General features: G+C 44.9%; 16 protein-coding genes. 8 read left to right on the top strand and 8 right to left on the bottom strand.

All coding sequences use genetic code 11. The annotated features are described in order from the left end of the window. Positions 1 to 218 precede the first annotated feature (218 nt). A complete protein-coding gene (locus ACFOEE_RS00375; RefSeq protein WP_377119766.1) occupies positions 219 to 2,042 on the bottom strand; it encodes a DUF885 domain-containing protein in 1,824 nt (607 codons plus the stop codon). Between the two features lie 304 nt (positions 2,043 to 2,346). On the opposite strand from ACFOEE_RS00375, the gene ACFOEE_RS00370 reads away from it, so the two are divergent. Continuing rightward, positions 2,347 to 4,203: an amidohydrolase gene (locus ACFOEE_RS00370; RefSeq protein ID WP_377119763.1), complete on the top strand. Its 1,857-nt coding sequence runs from the start codon at positions 2,347 to 2,349 to the stop codon at positions 4,201 to 4,203. Positions 4,204 to 4,264: 61 nt separating this feature from the next. Here ACFOEE_RS00370 and ACFOEE_RS00365 read toward each other — a convergent pair whose 3' ends face one another. After that, positions 4,265 to 4,834: a HutD/Ves family protein gene (locus tag ACFOEE_RS00365; protein ID WP_377119760.1), complete on the bottom strand. Its 570-nt coding sequence runs from the start codon at positions 4,832 to 4,834 to the stop codon at positions 4,265 to 4,267. A gap of 349 nt (positions 4,835 to 5,183) precedes the next feature. Here ACFOEE_RS00365 and ACFOEE_RS00360 point away from each other — a divergent pair, with 349 nt between their 5' ends. Further along, positions 5,184 to 6,218, top strand: coding sequence for a cytosolic protein (locus ACFOEE_RS00360; protein WP_377119757.1), 1,035 nt, complete (start codon positions 5,184 to 5,186; stop codon positions 6,216 to 6,218). Between the two features lie 44 nt (positions 6,219 to 6,262). Here ACFOEE_RS00360 and ACFOEE_RS00355 read toward each other — a convergent pair whose 3' ends face one another. Continuing rightward, positions 6,263 to 7,756 carry an MFS transporter gene (locus ACFOEE_RS00355; protein ID WP_377119754.1) on the bottom strand — a complete coding sequence of 498 codons (1,494 nt, stop codon included), beginning with the start codon at positions 7,754 to 7,756 and terminating at the stop codon, positions 6,263 to 6,265. A gap of 205 nt (positions 7,757 to 7,961) precedes the next feature. Between ACFOEE_RS00355 and ACFOEE_RS00350 the strand changes: the two genes are divergently transcribed. Next, positions 7,962 to 8,342, top strand: coding sequence for an MAPEG family protein (locus tag ACFOEE_RS00350; protein WP_377119751.1), 381 nt, complete (start codon positions 7,962 to 7,964; stop codon positions 8,340 to 8,342). 72 nt (positions 8,343 to 8,414) lie between these two features. On the opposite strand, the gene ACFOEE_RS00345 is transcribed toward ACFOEE_RS00350, so the two are convergent. Then, entirely contained in the window at positions 8,415 to 8,627 is a 213-nt protein-coding gene (locus tag ACFOEE_RS00345; protein WP_377119748.1) for a hypothetical protein, read from the bottom strand. A 286-nt stretch (positions 8,628 to 8,913) separates the two neighbouring features. Between ACFOEE_RS00345 and ACFOEE_RS00340 the strand changes: the two genes are divergently transcribed. Then, a complete protein-coding gene (locus tag ACFOEE_RS00340) occupies positions 8,914 to 9,162 on the top strand; it encodes a DUF3297 family protein (protein WP_377119745.1) in 249 nt (82 codons plus the stop codon). 42 nt (positions 9,163 to 9,204) lie between these two features. Here ACFOEE_RS00340 and ACFOEE_RS00335 read toward each other — a convergent pair whose 3' ends face one another. Beyond that, positions 9,205 to 9,381, bottom strand: a complete 177-nt coding sequence (locus tag ACFOEE_RS00335) for a hypothetical protein (protein WP_377119743.1) — start codon at positions 9,379 to 9,381, stop codon at positions 9,205 to 9,207. A gap of 279 nt (positions 9,382 to 9,660) precedes the next feature. Between ACFOEE_RS00335 and ACFOEE_RS00330 the strand changes: the two genes are divergently transcribed. Continuing rightward, positions 9,661 to 9,825, top strand: coding sequence for a hypothetical protein (locus ACFOEE_RS00330; protein WP_377119741.1), 165 nt, complete (start codon positions 9,661 to 9,663; stop codon positions 9,823 to 9,825). A 35-nt stretch (positions 9,826 to 9,860) separates the two neighbouring features. Here the strand turns inward: ACFOEE_RS00330 and ACFOEE_RS00325 are convergent, their stop codons facing one another. Continuing rightward, positions 9,861 to 10,475 carry a substrate binding domain-containing protein gene (locus ACFOEE_RS00325; protein ID WP_377120120.1) on the bottom strand — a complete coding sequence of 205 codons (615 nt, stop codon included), beginning with the start codon at positions 10,473 to 10,475 and terminating at the stop codon, positions 9,861 to 9,863. A 129-nt stretch (positions 10,476 to 10,604) separates the two neighbouring features. On the opposite strand from ACFOEE_RS00325, the gene ACFOEE_RS00320 reads away from it, so the two are divergent. Both ACFOEE_RS00320 and ACFOEE_RS00315 read left to right on the top strand, forming a co-directional pair. Continuing rightward, entirely contained in the window at positions 10,605 to 11,927 is a 1,323-nt protein-coding gene (locus ACFOEE_RS00320; protein ID WP_377119739.1) for a trypsin-like serine protease, read from the top strand. A gap of 293 nt (positions 11,928 to 12,220) precedes the next feature. Next, positions 12,221 to 12,592: a glutathione S-transferase N-terminal domain-containing protein gene (locus tag ACFOEE_RS00315; RefSeq protein WP_377119736.1), complete on the top strand. Its 372-nt coding sequence runs from the start codon at positions 12,221 to 12,223 to the stop codon at positions 12,590 to 12,592. A gap of 60 nt (positions 12,593 to 12,652) precedes the next feature. Here ACFOEE_RS00315 and ACFOEE_RS00310 read toward each other — a convergent pair whose 3' ends face one another. Together ACFOEE_RS00310 and dbpA are read right to left on the bottom strand one after the other, a co-directional pair. Then, positions 12,653 to 13,921, bottom strand: coding sequence for an oligosaccharide flippase family protein (locus ACFOEE_RS00310; RefSeq protein WP_377119733.1), 1,269 nt, complete (start codon positions 13,919 to 13,921; stop codon positions 12,653 to 12,655). Between the two features lie 121 nt (positions 13,922 to 14,042). Continuing rightward, positions 14,043 to 15,431, bottom strand: coding sequence for an ATP-dependent RNA helicase DbpA (gene dbpA / locus ACFOEE_RS00305; RefSeq protein ID WP_377119731.1), 1,389 nt, complete (start codon positions 15,429 to 15,431; stop codon positions 14,043 to 14,045). A gap of 272 nt (positions 15,432 to 15,703) precedes the next feature. Between dbpA and astB the strand changes: the two genes are divergently transcribed. Further along, a complete protein-coding gene (astB, locus tag ACFOEE_RS00300; RefSeq protein ID WP_377119728.1) occupies positions 15,704 to 17,041 on the top strand; it encodes an N-succinylarginine dihydrolase in 1,338 nt (445 codons plus the stop codon). Positions 17,042 to 17,059 lie beyond the last annotated feature (18 nt).

Genomic DNA, 17,059 nt, shown 5'->3' with positions numbered 1-17,059 from the left:
AATTACTCCATAGCCATTGTATATAAAATACACTTTTTTGTGAAAAAATATTTAACAAAAGGTTTTTCGGGATGTCAGTGAGAAGTATGCGCGAGCTTAAAAATCGCGAACTTAGTGAAAAGTTAAGAAAAGCATGCTGAAAGGTGCACTTAGTTGTTTAATAACGCGCAGTTGCCGACGCGAAGGTAGGGCTAGTTCAGCCCCACCCATTGTTGTCACTAAGCTTGTTGTTTTAACTCGATATATTCATCGACTAATTCCTCCAAAATCGCCAGCGGTACAGCGCCATTTTTTAGCACTACATCGTGGAAGTCTTTGAGATCAAATTTATCACCAAGCGCTGCTTTGGCTTTTTCACGTAAGCTTAAGATTTTCATCATGCCAACTTTATACGCTGTTGCTTGCCCTGGCATAACAATGTAACGTTCAATTTCCGCGGTGACGTCACTTAACGCCATACCTGTATTGGCAGCCATATATTCAATCGCTTCTTCGCGGCTCCAACGCTTGGCGTGAATACCGGTATCGACCACCAGACGTACTGCTCGGAATAACTCGGCTTGCAAACGGCCTAAATCGTCAAGTGGTTGTTGTTGATAGCCCATTTCCCACGCAAGGCGCTCAGCGTATAAGGCCCAGCCTTCAGTGTAAGCCGTAAAGGGTGACATGCGGCGGATAAATGGCATGCCTTCAAGCTCCATTGCCAGCGCAATCTGGAAATGATGGCCGGGAATACCTTCGTGGTAAGCCAAAGTACGCATGCTGTATTTAGGGGTTGCTTTTATATCATAGAGATTGGCAAAGAAACGGCCGGGGCGAGAGCCATCTAGTGCTGGCTGCTCATAGTAGGCACCGGGGGCGGTTTTTTCTTTAAATTCAGGGATCCTGACGACTTCCATTCCCGCTTTTGGACGAATGCGAAATGCTGCATCCATGCCTTGGTCGATTTCATCTAAGATGCTTTGATAGTCTTTGAGGATTGCCGCGCGGCCTGCGCTGCTGTCTTCGTAGTAGTGGCTTGAGTCGGCCACTAGTTGATCCATCGCAGCTTTAAAACCTAGACTAACGTCATACCCTTGCGCGGCGAGAATGTTCAACATTTGGCTTTGAATACGCTCTACTTCTGAAAGCCCCATTTGATGAATTTCTTCAGCGCCCATGTCTGTGGTGGTAAAGAATTTGAGGGCATTGGCATAGACTTTCTCTCCGTCAGGTAAGCGCCAATAACCATCGTCGGTGCCTGCTTTAGCTTGCAGCGCGGTGAAGTAATCAATAAAAGATTGATAAGCACGTTTGACGTCGTCGTTGATTTTGGCTTCTGCTGCTGCCAACAAAGCGGTTTTATCGCTGTTTGGTAGCGCGTCGAGTTTTGCGAGTTTTTCTTGTAACGAGGTATAAAGAATATTGTCGGTAACTGGTTGAGAAATGAAATTATTCATTTCTTCCAACACCCGCTCAATCACAAAGCGTGGCGGAATAATACCTTTTTGCTCACGAAGTTGTAGCCCTTCAAGAATTTGTGCAAATTTTTCGTCAACCAAACTCAAACGACTGAGGTAATTTTCTGCGTCTTCCTTATCATTAATTTGATGTTGACCTTGCATAAAGCTGGGGTAGCTATTTTGTGCGCCAAACAATTGGTTGACTGGGTAATCGTGATACTGATAGGGCTCATTTTCTAATAGATAATTGAGTAAATACAAAGTAATACGTTTTGACAGCAATTCGTCTTTGCTGAGTTGCTCATCATTGTAACGCTCGATGTTTTGGTGTAAGTGCTTGGCTTTTGCAAATAATGCTTGGCCGCTTTCCAAGCTGGCATCATCCAGTTGCGCGTTGTGACCCTTAATCCCGATGGATTCCAAAAATCCCAATGAAGTCAACATTTCTGGACTTTCAAAGGCAATTTTGACCATTTCTCGGTTTAGTAAGTTGTTAAAGTAGAAAGGTTTATCTGCATACCACTCATGGGCGGCAAAGCTGCTTCCTAGCACAGCTGCGGCACCCACTGTGCCGCCTAGCCATTTGACGATTCGATTCATTTTAGTTCTCGTTTTGTTAAATAATTTACAAATGTAACTTTTTGAATGTAGCAAACCTAATGCTGAATTGTAAAAAATAGTTAGGTGGTACGCTAAAAGTAAGCCTAGAAAGGCTAAATATACAAATACTTCAACCGTTAAATTACGTTTTATCGGCATTAACCATGCGAGCTTTTGTCCGTTGCACTTTTCGCTCCTGTAATTCTGTGTAATACCGCTTTGCGGATTTTGAGACCACAATGAACACGCCCTAAGTCTTAACAATATAACCTATGTGAAAAACACGTTTAGAAGGAGCGGATCCATGGCACATCAACATCATTGTCAAGGTTGTGCACAATGTGCATGCCATAACCCGTATTGGGATGTTTTCAAAAATAATGACGGAGTTGAAGCGTTTCTTAGACAGTTAAAGGCAACTTTGCCAAGAGCGCAAAATCTGGAGCATTTAATGCCAGCAACAACCGCGATTTATACTGGTGGTTGTATCAGGCCTATGATTAATGGGCAATGCGACCCTGTAGAGGCCTTAGGTATAGCAAAAGGCAAGGTCGTTGCAGTCGGTGCCTTAGCTGCGGTAAAGCAAGCGATGATTGCGCAAGGTTGCGCTAACTATGAGTTGGTTACTTTGGAGAATGGGCAGACACTATTGCCGGGTTTGATTGAGCCTCATGTGCATATTGTGCCTACTGCAATGACGATGAGCTGGTTGGATTTAAGCCCATTTCATGGTCAAAACTTAATGAGTGGCTACTCAATTGACTATATTAATAAGATATTGAGTGGCAGCAAAAAGCCAGTGAATAACGGGTGGATTTTAGGTGTGGGGGTTGATCCCGCTTTAATGCCTTTTGTAGACAGTGATGGGGCGTCACAATTGTGCCAAATCGACATTGCTACCTTAGATGCCGCAAGACCTGATACCCCAGTGTTTTTAATTTCAGCTTCGCTGCATACCGCTTACATTAATAGCAAAGCGCTCGCGCTTATCAAAGCCGCTAATGAGCTAAGTGACGACAAGGTAAATGAAATTATTCACCAAGGCGCGCTACAGGAAGCGACACAGATGGGATGGGGAATAAAGGCAATTCCTGAATTTCAAAAGCTTGAAGTTGTTACTCATCTTGAAAGTAACATTCGTGAAATTTTCACTACTGCCAGTCAACGTGGCGTAACCACTATGTTTGAAGCGGGTATGCAGCCAAGTATGGTGGATATGTTGAAAGCGTATCGTACTTATAACCCGCATAATGTCCGGGTTGGTTATGCCAGAGTATTTGAAAGTGCAGAACAGGTGAATAATGACAAAAACGGGCTAAGTGCTTATACGCCGTTGCAAGAAGAGGATTTAAGCACAGTATTTCAGGCTGCGGTGAAATTAGTATCAGATGGCTCTAATCAAGGCTTGACTGGATTTCAACTTGACGAATATGTCTGCAATCCTCAAGACAACTTCGGCATTTTGAATTTTAGTTATGGTGACGCGCCTCATACTGATCCAACTAAACCGGATTTTCAAACTACTGTGAGTGCGGTAATCGATAAGGGCTGGCCTTTACTTATTCACGCAAATGGCGATCAGGCCGTCAATTACACCATCAACGTTTATGAAACGGCTTTGAATGGACAAAGTGGTTTAGACAAACGTCACCGAATTGAGCATTGCTCATTGCTAACTGATGATAATGCGAAGCGTATGACAAAATTAGGACTTTCACCTAGCTTTTTAATTGGTCATGTCGGTTATTGGGGCTATGCCTTTGATGAAGTCATTTTTAAAGAAAAGGCACAGCTGCTTGACCGTTGCCAAACTATGCTTGAACTAGGTGCACGTATTACTTTGCATAGCGACTTATCCGTTACGCCACTTGGCCCATTACGTATGATGGAGCAAGCGGTAACAAGGGTGATGGAGCAGTCACCAACTCAAGCTGTCCTGAATGAGCGCGAAGTACTGACTAAAGAACAAGCACTGCGGGCAATTACTTATGACGCAGCTTGGCAATGTCATATTGATCAATGGGTAGGCAGCTTAGAGCCGGGTAAACTCGCTGATTTTGTTATTCTTGCAAAAGACCCTGTGGCAGTTGAAAGCAACTTGATCCGTGATATTCCAGTATTACAAACTTGGGTTGCAGGTAAGCTCAGATACCACAGCTGATATCGTTAAACTCATTGCGTAAACACTAGTATTGGTTGGTGTTTACGCTACGTTACTACTTTCAATATTTACGAATCACTATCAAGCATTCGCCATGCACAGTTGCTGCGTGATGCAATTCACTGACATGCACTAAACAACCAGCCGCAATTGTTTGCGTTTGCGAAAGCCCTTCGTCAGAGTGGACACTTATTGCCGTGTGCGCTGCGTAGATAAAGTATTCGTTGGGAGGCGTTAAGGTAAATTGACTGTCTTGAGTAAAAGAGCGAGTTTCCATGTTGCACAGTAAAGGATTAAAAATCACATTAAAATCTGTGATTGCGCCTTGATGTAAACGGCCGGAAGTAGACTGCGCACCATCAAATACGGCTATATCTAGTGGCTTGTTTAAAGTCAGTGATTGATCACCAATGATGAGATCAATACCTGCTCCTTCTAACAACACTAAATGTCGTGTATAACCTGGGAAAAATGAAAACGGTCCGTCTTCGACAACACAGGCTTTGCTGATACGCCAAGCGAAATTCGACATATCAGCGCCTTCGTTTATTGCAAGTTCTGCCGTTACACCTTTGCCGTTTTTCCAAGGCACTTGTTTAAATTGTTCGGGAGTCGTGATGGTAAGAAGCATTACAAGTTTACCTTTTCGCAGTTATTACAGTGGCTAGAACAGGGGATAGTGTAATCGGGTTTTAATCTAAGCTAAAGTCGCTATACCCTTCTTACTTAAGTTTCGGCGGTATTGGCCGCGTTTCTTTACCTCGATTACATCGGGTATCTTGAATCGAGTGCCGCTTATTTACTGTCTACCTTTACTCCACATAATACAGGTATAACATGGGGTCATATAAGACAATATTCGCTCTCACAAAGTCGATTATAACTGGATTATTTATGCTGCTTTTGCGCAAAGGGAAATCAAATTTCCCTCACTAGCTCGAATTTGCTACCATAGTCTACTTGGTTCAGTCGGAGGATGAATGAAGTTACTGTATTGGTTAGATGAGTGGTTAACGTATTCCCGTGAAGAGCAACAACGTAGGTTGCCAATCTCAGGCGATGATTTACTTGATGATGTGTTTGTCAGGTACAACTTCGTAGACCTCAACAAACCTCTGCTGTTTACCTTTTCTCCCGCTGGTACTAACGTCCAAGAACAAGATCTCCACCCTGATTTCGCGCCTTGGGGCTATCGCCTCGCCAATAAGCAAAACGTTAATATTATCGCCTTTCAGCACTTAGGCGTGAGTAATTGGTTTCGTAGCCGTAACCTGATCTTTTTCCTCGAACAACTCGCCACTCTGCTTGCGCCATTTAACAGTCGACTCGGCTATGGACTAAGTCGTGGCGGTTTTGCGGTAGGGGCGTTTGCCAATTTATTGAAATTAGACCAAGTTTTATTGTTCCACCCAGTGAGCACTAAAAATAAAGCCTTAGCCCCTTGGGATGATAGGTCGAGTACTGACATTGCACAGAAGTTTGATTGGCAAGGGGATTATCACGACCTAGATTTAGGCAAGGCGAAAGGTTATATCATTTACGACCCAACTAATCGCATTGACCGTAAACATGCTAGGCGCTACCAGCAGTTAACCCATTTACGGGTGTTTGGTATGGGGCACGGCACCCACGCTACTTATCTCAATAAATTTGGTTTTTATAAGCAAGTCGCAGTGGACTTTATGCTCCATCAGCAGCTAGATCTGTTCCAATTCCGTCAGCAAACCAAAACCTTGCGTTTTAAAGAGGATTATTACAAGCGCTTGAATAAAGCCAATCGTAGCTCTTCACATCGTTTGGGGTTACTGAGTAAGGCGCATCAGATTTTGCTGGATGAGAAAGAAGCCCATGTGCAAGAACATCAAGCACAAATTGATATTCAACCGCTGATTGATATAGCACTTAAGCATCAAGAGGAAAATCCGCAAGATGCGATTCAGTTACTCGAAGTGGCGCAGCAACTGGCGCCGGACGATCCGCTGGTGGAACATACGTTAAAACAACTGAACAAGTAAGCGGTAGGGTTTGACAGGTCGTGCGGTTGCACGACCTGCTAACCTTAACTTGATTTGGGAGTCGGCTTTTCTGATGCAGCAGATTCAGTTGTCGTTTGTTTCTGCTGACTGATATCGAGTTGATGAGTTGGTTCATCTGCAACGTAACTTTGGTTTTGTCGTCCAGCGCCAAAACTCTCGTCTTCTAAACCATTATCTTCCCTATCATTATCTTCTAAATTGTCATCTTCCAGATCATCGGCAAGTTCGTCGTCCTCATCGTGAACCGTGCCATGTTGCGGTTTAATCTCATCAACCACCAACAGTTGCTCATGGGCAGTGGTTTCTTCAATCCGCGGATCCATAGTGGCGGCAAGAGGAGAATTAGTGACATCCGACGTCCCCATCACATAGTCGCTCGGTGCTGGCTTCTCGGCCTTTTGTTTAGAGTTAATGGCGCTCAGCAGCATAAACATCACCACTGTCAGTAGCGCAATTGATGCGTAAAGGGCTTGATGACCAAAGTAGGCCATCACTTGCGCGTTCACCGCAGAGCCAATCGTCGCGCCCGCACCAAATGCCACTAGCAATGCTGAGGACACGCCAACACGGTCTTCATCTTCAACACGTGAGTTAGCCAAAGCTGAAGAAAGCGGATACAAAGTAAACGCGAATAGACCAAATGCGAATGTTAGGGAATACGCAAGCCATTGCACTGATGGTAGTAAAAACAAGGCTATACTAATTACGCCAATGGCGACGGCGTTACTGCGAATTAAAATACTGCGGCGGATTTTGTCGGATAATATCCCCATTGGCCACTGAGCGAGCAAGCCGGCAAAAATAGTTGCCGACATATAAATCGCAATCTCTGTGGCATTAAAGCCCGACAAACTGGCAAAGGTCGGTGCTAAGCCGTAAAAGCTACCGTTAATGATCCCAGCAAATAGCACCGCAGTTAAAGATTGCGGCACTTTCTTAAAGTAACCAAAGAGACTTACCTGAATCGGACGTAAAGGTTTAGGGTGGATGCGACGAGTGATTGAAATGGGAATAATACCAAGCGCCAGTGCCATACATACCAAAAATAGCGGTGCATAGCCAAGCTCAGGAAATTGTGAGAGCGCAAATTGACCCATGACTAACCCAAGATAGGAAGTGATCATATAAAATGAAAACACTCGCCCACGCGACTCTGGTGCCGCTTGTTCATTCAGCCAGCTTTCTAACACCATGTAGTTACACATCATGCCAAGACCAACCACAAAACGTAGTGCCAGCCATAAATAAATATTGTCACTGACGCCATGCGCTGCGACGCACGCGGTAACCGCTGCGGTGCTGGCAGCAAAGGTACGAATATGACCAACGGATTTTATCAGTTGATAACCGAGCTTAGAGCCCAGTAGTAGGCCTAAATAATAGCATGAGGTGAGAAGGCCTATCCAAAAGGTAGATACGCCATGTTGTCCCAAATAAAGGGCGAGATAAGTGGTCAGTAAGCCGGTACCACCGATCAGAAACAGGTTGGTAAAATAAAGCGATGGGAATGATTTCATCTAATTGCTAATAATCTGCGAATACAATCACATACTAGAGGATGTAAGGCATTTTTCCAAGCAACTTGACCGCGATGTATGGTGTATTTACTGGCTATTGGTACATTCAATGTGGATGATATTGGCTGTAACACCATAAAGTGTTTATGCTGACGTTTGATTAAACGACACATTTTTGGTTTTTAACTTAAGGAGAATGCGTGACATGGTGACTTATATTTATGCCGGGTTGTTTGGTGTAATGCTGGTGGGGTTAAGTTTACAGGTAGTGTTCAATCGTAAGCGTAGTCAAGTTGCGCTGGGGGACAATAATCACGTGTTGCTGCAACGCGCCATTCGTGCACAAGGCAACTTTACTGAATACGTGCCACTGGCGTTGCTATTGCTCTATATGGTTGAAACTACATATCAAAACCCCCTGATAGCGCATGGCTTAGGGTTAAGCTTATTAATTGGCCGAGTGCTACACGCGCTTGGAATTGCGCGCCAACCTGAGCCTTTGATATTTCGCCAAGTTGGGATGGGGCTAACCTTTACTGCTTTGCTAGTGAGCAGCATATTACTGCTGATTGCGGCGCTAACATAACAACTAGCGTTTAAACCGACAACAGCAATGAAATTGGGTCATTAACCCAATTTCACGCTTCAAGAGGACGGCTTAACCGCGACCGTAGTAGTTGCACTCACCTAAGGTTTTGTAAGCTGTATTGCTGTATTTGTACCAACCAGAGCCTGGACTAAACTGAGCACAGATTTTTTGGCCATTAAGCTTACTAGCGTAAACATACCAAGCAGCAGGGGCTGCAGAAGCAATTGGGGTGGTGGTGATTGCTAGGATTGCAGCAATCAAAGTCACTTTTAATGATTTCATCGTATTCTCCGTAATAAAGTTGATTAATGTAAGCATTTCCGTCTCACATTAGTGCCTATTTTAGCAGTTTTTTGCCGTGAATACTTAATTTATATCAATAAAAACATTGGATTATGAAGATAAGCTAAAGTTTTATGAAAGCCGATGGGTATCACGTCGTCGTTGTAGCGGATTAGGCTAAATGTCGTTTTTCTAAAGAAATTATTGCCAGCAAAAATTACACCACTTGAGCGCTGCCATACTATTCCCTACAATATCAGAGTATTTTTAATTTCAGATGATAACTATGACTGACTCTACCGCAAAACCAGAATTACCAGACCACTTATCTATTAACCCACGCAGCCCACACTATATTGAAGAAATTCTTCAATATGAAATTGGGATTCGTTTGAATGGCAAAGAATTATTCAATGTTGAAGAATACTGCATCAGTGAAGGCTGGATCAAAATTGCCTCGCCTAAAGCACTAGATCGCCGCGGTCAGCCGTTACTTATCAAAAGTAAAGGTAAAGTAGAAGCGTTTTATCGTTAAACGCTAGGTGATTACTGCGCAGCTGCGCAGTAATCATGTTGATTAAACTTGGTCACACGCTTTGGCATAGCTGCCAACATTACAGTACATAGGGTTACAGGTAATAGCCGCACTCGCACCTACACCACCGCCCACCACATTTGGCGTCAACTTAGCAGGAACTAATGTAGTATCTTTGCTTAGGCTTTTAATCTTCTTTTTATTTAGTTGCAAATTCATCTTTATTTTCCTTAATTATCATTGTTATAAGTTAGTCATTAGACAAGCCAAAAGAAATCAGACGCCTCCCTTTGGTTAATTAAATGTATTCGTTTGTTTTTATTGTGTCAATTGTTTGTTTTTTATTTCAATTTTTGTCGTTGTACGATACTGTTGTAATGCTTTGTATTGTATAACCTTTTTACTTGCTTGTTGATGATTGGTAAGTGAAAGGTGTTGAAAAGTGTTACTTATTTTGAAACACTGGGTTTGGTTTAAACAATAAACAAGGAAACCGTGATGCAACTAAAACTCAAGAAAAACAACTTAAAGTCACTATCGCACCAAGCCGTGTTGGCGAATAAACTCACTCCTCAAATAGCGGGTGGTATTCCTACCGATATGACAGGGCAAGCAGGTATTAGCTGTCGTGCGTGTCCAGTGGAACCTATGCTACAAGCTTAATTTTCACCTATAGCCATGTATTTTTACATGGCTATTCAATGGCTTTGTACAGTATTTTGCCGTGTAAACCAATGCTCTAAAAACGTAATACATTGCAGCACTTTTGGTGGTACAAATTGGCGTGCGGGATACAAGGCGTATAAGGTCAAATGGGGCTTAGCAACCTCGGCTAATACCTCTATTACTTCACCTTTAGCGAGCGCTTCGCGACAAGTAAATTCGGGTAAAAAGCCAATACCATGACCAGCTTTAACTATATCTAGCATAAACAGCACATTGTTAACTTTTAAGTTTCCTTGAAGTTTGACGCCATCAGCCAAAGGCCAGACGTTTTTACCTTTGAAATAACTGTACTCAAAACAGTTGTGGGCGAGTAAGTCACGAGCTTGAGTAATTGCTGGGTACTTGGCTAAATAGCTGGGGGCTGCACAAATATGGTAATTAAATTTGCGCAGTGGACGACCGATATAAGCGGAATCAAAAGGTCTGCTTGCGGCCCGAAAACCCAAATCAAACCCTTGTTCGACTAAATCAACGTCTTCATCACCTAAATGTATATCTAGGCTTATCTCTAGTAAGGTGCGTATAAGTCTGCAAATCGTTGTTAGGAGTAAAGTTGCTCGTAAATAAGGCTGTACTGCACGGTTTATGTTATGTGTCTTTATGTCTATAGATAATTTAATAAATAACTTGAAAACATTTCATTTACAAAATGTTTGCATTTGTTTGTCTTGAGTACCCATAATCGCCACTCCTTTTAAAACAACATGGAAAAGGTTATGAGAAAATTCAATATGCTAGCGACAAGTGTTGCGGTTGCCCTATCGGGGGCCGTTGTCAGTATGGGCGTTGCTGCCCAAAAGGTAGAGTTACAGGATCATGGGCTAGGTGGTGAAGTGACGCCGCAAATCGTTGGTGGTGCACCAGCCAACACCGCGGAATGGCCATTCTACACACAAATTTTAAACTCCAATGGCACTACTGCGTTTTGCGGTGGTAGCTATATTGGTGACGGCTTTGTACTGACTGCGGCACACTGTGTTAACGCCAAGGCCGCACAGTTTATCGATGTTAAAGTAGCGGGTTTTGTTCTTAATGGTAATGATGGCGACCGGATTCGCGTTGCACAAAAATACGTTCATCCACAATACAATAGCAGCACCTTAAACCATGATATAGCGTTACTTAAGTTAGAGCGTCTGCCGCGCCAAGGGCAAGCGGTACAAATCGCCTCAGGTTCTTTGAGCCAATATGCGCGCAACGGAGATTTGCTTACCGTGGCGGGTCTTGGCCGCTTAAGCGAAGGCGGTAGTCGTCCTTCGGTGTTGCACGAGGTTGATGTACCTCTGGTGTCGGATGCGGTTTGTCAGCAATCCGGTGGCAGCTATGCCAATGTTGGCGACGTTGCTTTCTGTGCAGGCTATGCGGTTGGTGAAAAAGACTCGTGCAGCGGTGACAGTGGTGGCCCGATTGTTGTTAGAAGTGGTGGTCAAATCGTACAACTTGGTGCAGTAAGTTGGGGCGTAGGTTGTGCGCGGCCCGCAAAATATGGTGTCTATGCCGATGTGGCGGCACTACGAGGTTGGATAGACAGCATCAAACTGGGTGGTGGTAGTGCAAGCTTAACTTATAAACCTACGCAAACTTTAGCTGATTTCGCGCTTTATAGTGTGGTTAGTCACCGTTTTGATTTACGTAATTCAGGTACTAAAGCCGCTAATCTTAATGCCGTCGTGGTTTCTGCGTCAGGTGTGGCAAGTGGTTTGGTAGTTACTGCTGATACTTGTAGTAATCGCGCCTTAAGTGTTAACCAAAGCTGTAGTGTAAATGTAGAATTTACCGCACAGCAAGCAGGAACGGCGGGCGTGAGTTTTGCCTTTACTGAAGCTGCCAGCACCACCCAGCACTCGGCAACTGTTACAGCGCAGGCAATCGACAAGCCCGCCTGTGCCGGCTCTTGGAACGAGAACAGCATCTATCAAAAGCCAGATCGCGTAACCTACAATGGTAAAGTGTATGAAGCCAAGTGGTGGACGCAAGGCGAACGTCCGGGCACGGCCAGTGTGTGGTTAGAAGTGGGTGTAGACTCAAGCTGTAACTAATTATCAGCACTTAGACACAGGGAAGGGGCTTGTTGCCCCTTTTACGGTTTAATCTTAAGGATATGGCCAGTATTAAAGCGGCTTTTGACAGCGAAGCCACTGCCAATCGCTGACAAAAATGTCGAAAAGAACACTAAATAATGTCGGTTTGTTGGTGCTGCTAAGTACCACTCAGGGAAGAGTAATCTGGTAATTGGTCGCAAAGTGTTTACTCACTTGGGTGATCACTCCTCGGTTGGCTTTATCTACGCGGTCAATTTCAGTATCATGCGGGGCAAATTACCGGAGGCGTTATGAAATTGGTACGTTGGCTATTGGGCCGCATTATTCTGTTTTTTGATTTTATCACTACCCCACGCGGCGTAAAACGCGACGCAAAATTACAAGCGCAGATTGACACGAAAACCGCCAGTTTGAGCCTTTATCAGTTTCATGCTTGTCCGTTTTGCGTCAAAGTGCGCCGTGCCATCAAACGTAATAATCTAAAGATTGAATTGCGTGATGCTAAAGCTGAAGGGATGCACCGCCAAGCATTGCTAGAGCAAGGTGGAAAAGTAAAAGTGCCTTGTTTGCGTATTGAACAAGGCGACCAAGTAACTTGGTTGTACGAATCAAACGATATTATTCGTTTTCTCGAGCAAGAAGTGGTCGAGAAAGCCGCCTAAGGGCGATTTTAGCGCAGCTTTAGAGCATCTAAAAAGCCAATACAGTGTTGGCTTTTGCTGTTATTGGCTGGTGTTGCTGCGGTTTAAAAGCACTACCGCGATAGCGGCAATGCTTAATGCCAGCGCTGTGGCCATGGCGGCACCAGCCACGTCATAACGTGGAATTAGCACTAAGTTGGCGCCAATATCGACGACAATGGCAAGAAGCCCTATCCACACAATTTGTTGGCCTTTGCCCTGATATTGTTGCCAAGTGACGCTCGGCGCTACTAAGGCCCAAATACCATAACCAGCAATAAGCCATAGCAGGGCTGATTCGGCATGTTGATACTCTGTGCCAAAGAGTGTCAACAGAGGTTTAGCAAAGAGCATTAAAGCAATGACCACCGTCACAATGCAAAGTACGGTGACGCGCTGGGCTTTGTGAAAGAGTGCTTTGGCTTCCTCTGGTTGCTTATCAAAATAGTGGCCAATCAAGGGCATAAATAAACTGGCGATGGTGACTTGAGTCACGGGGATAAGGTGCGCCAAAGTATTTGCAGCACCAAAGTGACCAACATGATGCTCATGAGAAATGAGCTCCAGCATAAAAATATCGGCCTGGTTTAGAAGCATTGTGACTAACATCGCCAACATCATCGGAATGGAAAGCTGTAGCAGTTGTTTGTTATCTAGCGTTTTCGAGGGCGCATAACGTGCCAATAAATGGTGCTTGTTAAGATAAAACAGTTGCCACAGCACAATCACACTCACCACCAAAATGCCTATGGCTATCACATGGATCAGGCTGAGGGTGACAACAAACTGTGCTGCGGCGAGTACCAACAAGGTTTTGCCAAGCGGTAGAGCCAAACGCCACGGTAAATTAGCAGCGGCGAGTTGTTTAGCACTTTGCAGCACGCGACTCAAAATGGCGCCAACCGCAATAAGTGGTACGGCAATCACCATAATCGCCAAAGCGTGGTGGTCAGCTTTATCAAACGATACCACATAGAGAAAACTTGCTCCCCACGTTAGGGCTATGACCAAGCAGGATATCATCGCGGCATATTTTAAATAAAACACTAAGTACGCCATCACGGTTTGGGTTTGCTGCTCAGAAATAGGTCGGGCTAAAATTCGTGGTGCCAATCTGTCGCCGCCGAGCAACACCAGCACGGAAGCCAACGTGGTAAAGCTGTAGGCAACTTTATAATCACCATAGGCAGCCACGCTCAGGTGTTGGCTTAAAGTGAGGTTAAAAGCGTAATCTGCCCCGTAGCCAAGTACGATTGAAATCACTAAAAACAGGGCACCATGGCTTAGGTACTGTGCATGTGAAGTGGTCATGTTATTGTTACTATCCATCACAAAACGCGCTTAAGATAGTTGATGTTAACATTTTATTATCAATAAGTAAGGTGGGATGTTGCCTTACCATACAAGTTGGTAAGGCAAAGTGAGTATAAGTTTAGTTAGTGACTTTACGGACGCGGAAACTGCGGCCTTTCATTTTGCCTTCGCTGATAGTTTGAATGGCAAGATTCACCGCTTTACGCTCAATCGCCACATACGAGGCGATGGCAGTCACTTTAATTTTGCCGATTTGGTCACCTTTTAGCGCTTGTGTTGCGGTAAGGGCACCTAAAATATCGCCAGGGCGAAGTTTGGCTTTTTTGCCGCCGTCAATTTGTAACGTCACCATAGGTGCGCGAGTAATACGGTTACTAAGCACTTCATCGCCCGGCAAGTCTGAGGTCTCAATGGTGGTTTCGAGGTAGTCTTCCAGCGCGTTTACTTTGTGTGACTCTTTGTAGCTCATCAGTGAGCATGCAATACCTTTTTTCCCCGCACGGCCGGTACGGCCAATACGATGAACATGCACTTCTGGGTCGTGGGCGATGTGGTAGTTGATCACCATATCAACATGGTCGACGTCGATACCACGGGCGGCGACATCGGTGGCTAACAATACGGTTAAGCTTTGGTTGGCAAAGCGAATTAAGGTGCGATCACGGTCTTTTTGTTCTAAATCACCGTGTAGTGCGGCAACGTCAAAGCCTGCTTTGGCCAATTCATCACAAACATCTTGGCACTCAGCTTTGGTGTTACAAAATACCACCGCAGAAGTCGGTTGAAACTTAAGTAATAATTTGTGTACTGCGTCCAAGCGCACGTCATTGCTTTCTACTTCATAAAAGTATTGCTCAATGGTGCTGTCATCATGGGTTGCGGTTACCGTGATTTTTTCTGGATTGTGCATCACATGCTGAGCTAGTTGCTCAATTTTTGGCGGGAAAGTGGCGCTAAACAGCAAGTTCTGACGATCGCGAGGACAGTGGTCAATAATATATTGTAGTGGCTCTTCAAAGCCCATTTCGAGCATGCGGTCGGCTTCATCAAGCACAAAGGTGTTTACTTCGTCTAAATTCAAACGACCTTTTTGCAGATGCTCTTCAATCCGTCCTGGTGTACCAACAATTATATGCGCGCCGTGTTCCAACGAGCCAATTTGCGGCCCCATAGGTGCGCCACCACACAAAGTTAGTACCTTGATGTTATGAATGGTACGCGCCAGTTTGCGGATCTCAACCGCTACTTGGTCGGCAAGTTCACGAGTCGGGCACACCACTAAGGCTTGGACACGAAAACGGCTGACATTGAGATTATGCAGTAACCCTAATGCAAAAGCGGCGGTTTTCCCTGAGCCGGTTTTACCTTGGCCGATGACATCTTTACCCGCCAAAATCAAAGGTAAGGTTTGGGCTTGAATGTCGGTCATGGTGTGATAACCCAACGACTCTAGGTTATCAATAAGGGCAGGCGCAAGCGCGGTGTTGGAAAATAGCAGCTCTGACAAAACGGTTCTCGTCTAATTCAATAAAAGCAAAAGTTGATTATAACATGGCTTGTGGATGCTTGGGGAGCGCGCCTTGTGGTTTAACTTTGCCGGTGAATCAGATTGGCATAGGACTTGAGTTATTTATTATCAGAATACCTTAAGTATGCGTCGGATAAATTTATATCTTTTTGTTTTTAATTAACTTTTATTTGTTCGTATGCAGAGCATAAAGTAAAAAGTTAACCACAATTGTGCAACGGCCAGCTGCTGGTGCACCAAAAGGGGGCAGGATGAGTTTTTGCGAAGTGAACTTTGATGGTTTGGTAGGGCCAACCCATAACTATGCGGGTTTGTCATTTGGCAACGTAGCGTCTCAAACCAATGCCAATAAAGTGGCTAATCCCAAGCAAGCTGCGTTGCAGGGCTTAGAAAAAATGTGGCAGCTGGCGCAACTCGGTTTGCCGCAAGGCGTGTTGGCGCCTAATGCCCGACCAGATTTAGCAACTTTACGGGCATTGGGATTTAGCGGCAGCGATACGCAAGTGATCAATCACGCCGTGAAAACCGCACCGCAATGGTTAAAAGCGTGTTATTCGGCGTCCTCCATGTGGGCCGCCAATGCCGCAACGGTATCGCCCAGTTGTGATACCCAAGATGGTAAGTTGCATATTACGCCGGCCAATTTAACCAACAAGCTCCACCGTGCCATAGAAGCCAAAACCACGGCAAAAATTTTAGCCGCGGTATTTAATCACGAGGATTATTTTGTGCATCATCCACCTTTGCCACAACATCCGGTATTTGGCGATGAGGGGGCGGCAAATTACACCCGCTTAGCAGATAGCTATGGACACGCGGGATTAGCGCTTTTTGTGTATGGTGAAGATGTTAACAGTGCGGTGAAGCCGACATGTTTCCCAGCAAGGCAAACGCGCCAAGCCAGTGAGGCAATCGCTCGTAGTCATGGTTTAGCGCCTGCTCAAACCTTGTTTATCCAGCAAAACCCAGCGGTGATTGACCAAGGGGTGTTCCATAACGATGTGATTGCCATTGGCAATGAAAATGTGTTTTTGTTTCATGAGCAAGCGTTCTATCAGCAGCCACAAGTGATTGAACAAATTCGTGCCCACTACCAAGGTGCGCGACCACTGCATTTAATTGAAGTCGCAAGCGCTGCCGTGTCGATTGCAGATGCGGTAAAAAGTTACTTATTTAACAGCCAATTGGTGAGTTTACCCAGTGGTGGTATGGCAATCATTGCGCCGAGCGAATGCCAAATTGTCGATGGTGTTGAGCAGTATCTATCTGCGCTCTGTAAAGCTAGCAATCCTATCAATGAGGTGATTTATTTAGATTTAAAACAAAGTATGCAAAACGGCGGGGGGCCTGCCTGTTTACGCTTGCGGGTGGTGATGTCGGATCAAGAACTTGCCGCAGTTAACCCGCGCTGTATGTTGGATGCAAGCTTATATCAGCAGTTGGTGGCTTGGGTAACACGTCATTATCGCGACCGCTTGTCAGAAGCCGACTTAGCCGACCCGAGTTTATTGCAAGAAAGCCAAACGGCCTTAGATGAGCTCAGCCAAATATTGGCGCTGGGTTCGGTTTATCCGTTTCAACAGGTTTAGGGGAGTAAGCACGGGCGC

Source organism: Pseudoalteromonas fenneropenaei (genome assembly GCF_042643375.1).
In the GTDB taxonomy this organism is placed as follows: domain Bacteria; phylum Pseudomonadota; class Gammaproteobacteria; order Enterobacterales; family Alteromonadaceae; genus Pseudoalteromonas; species Pseudoalteromonas fenneropenaei.
The sequence above is the reverse complement of the archived record's forward strand: the minus strand, read 5'-3'. Positions and strand labels throughout refer to the sequence as shown.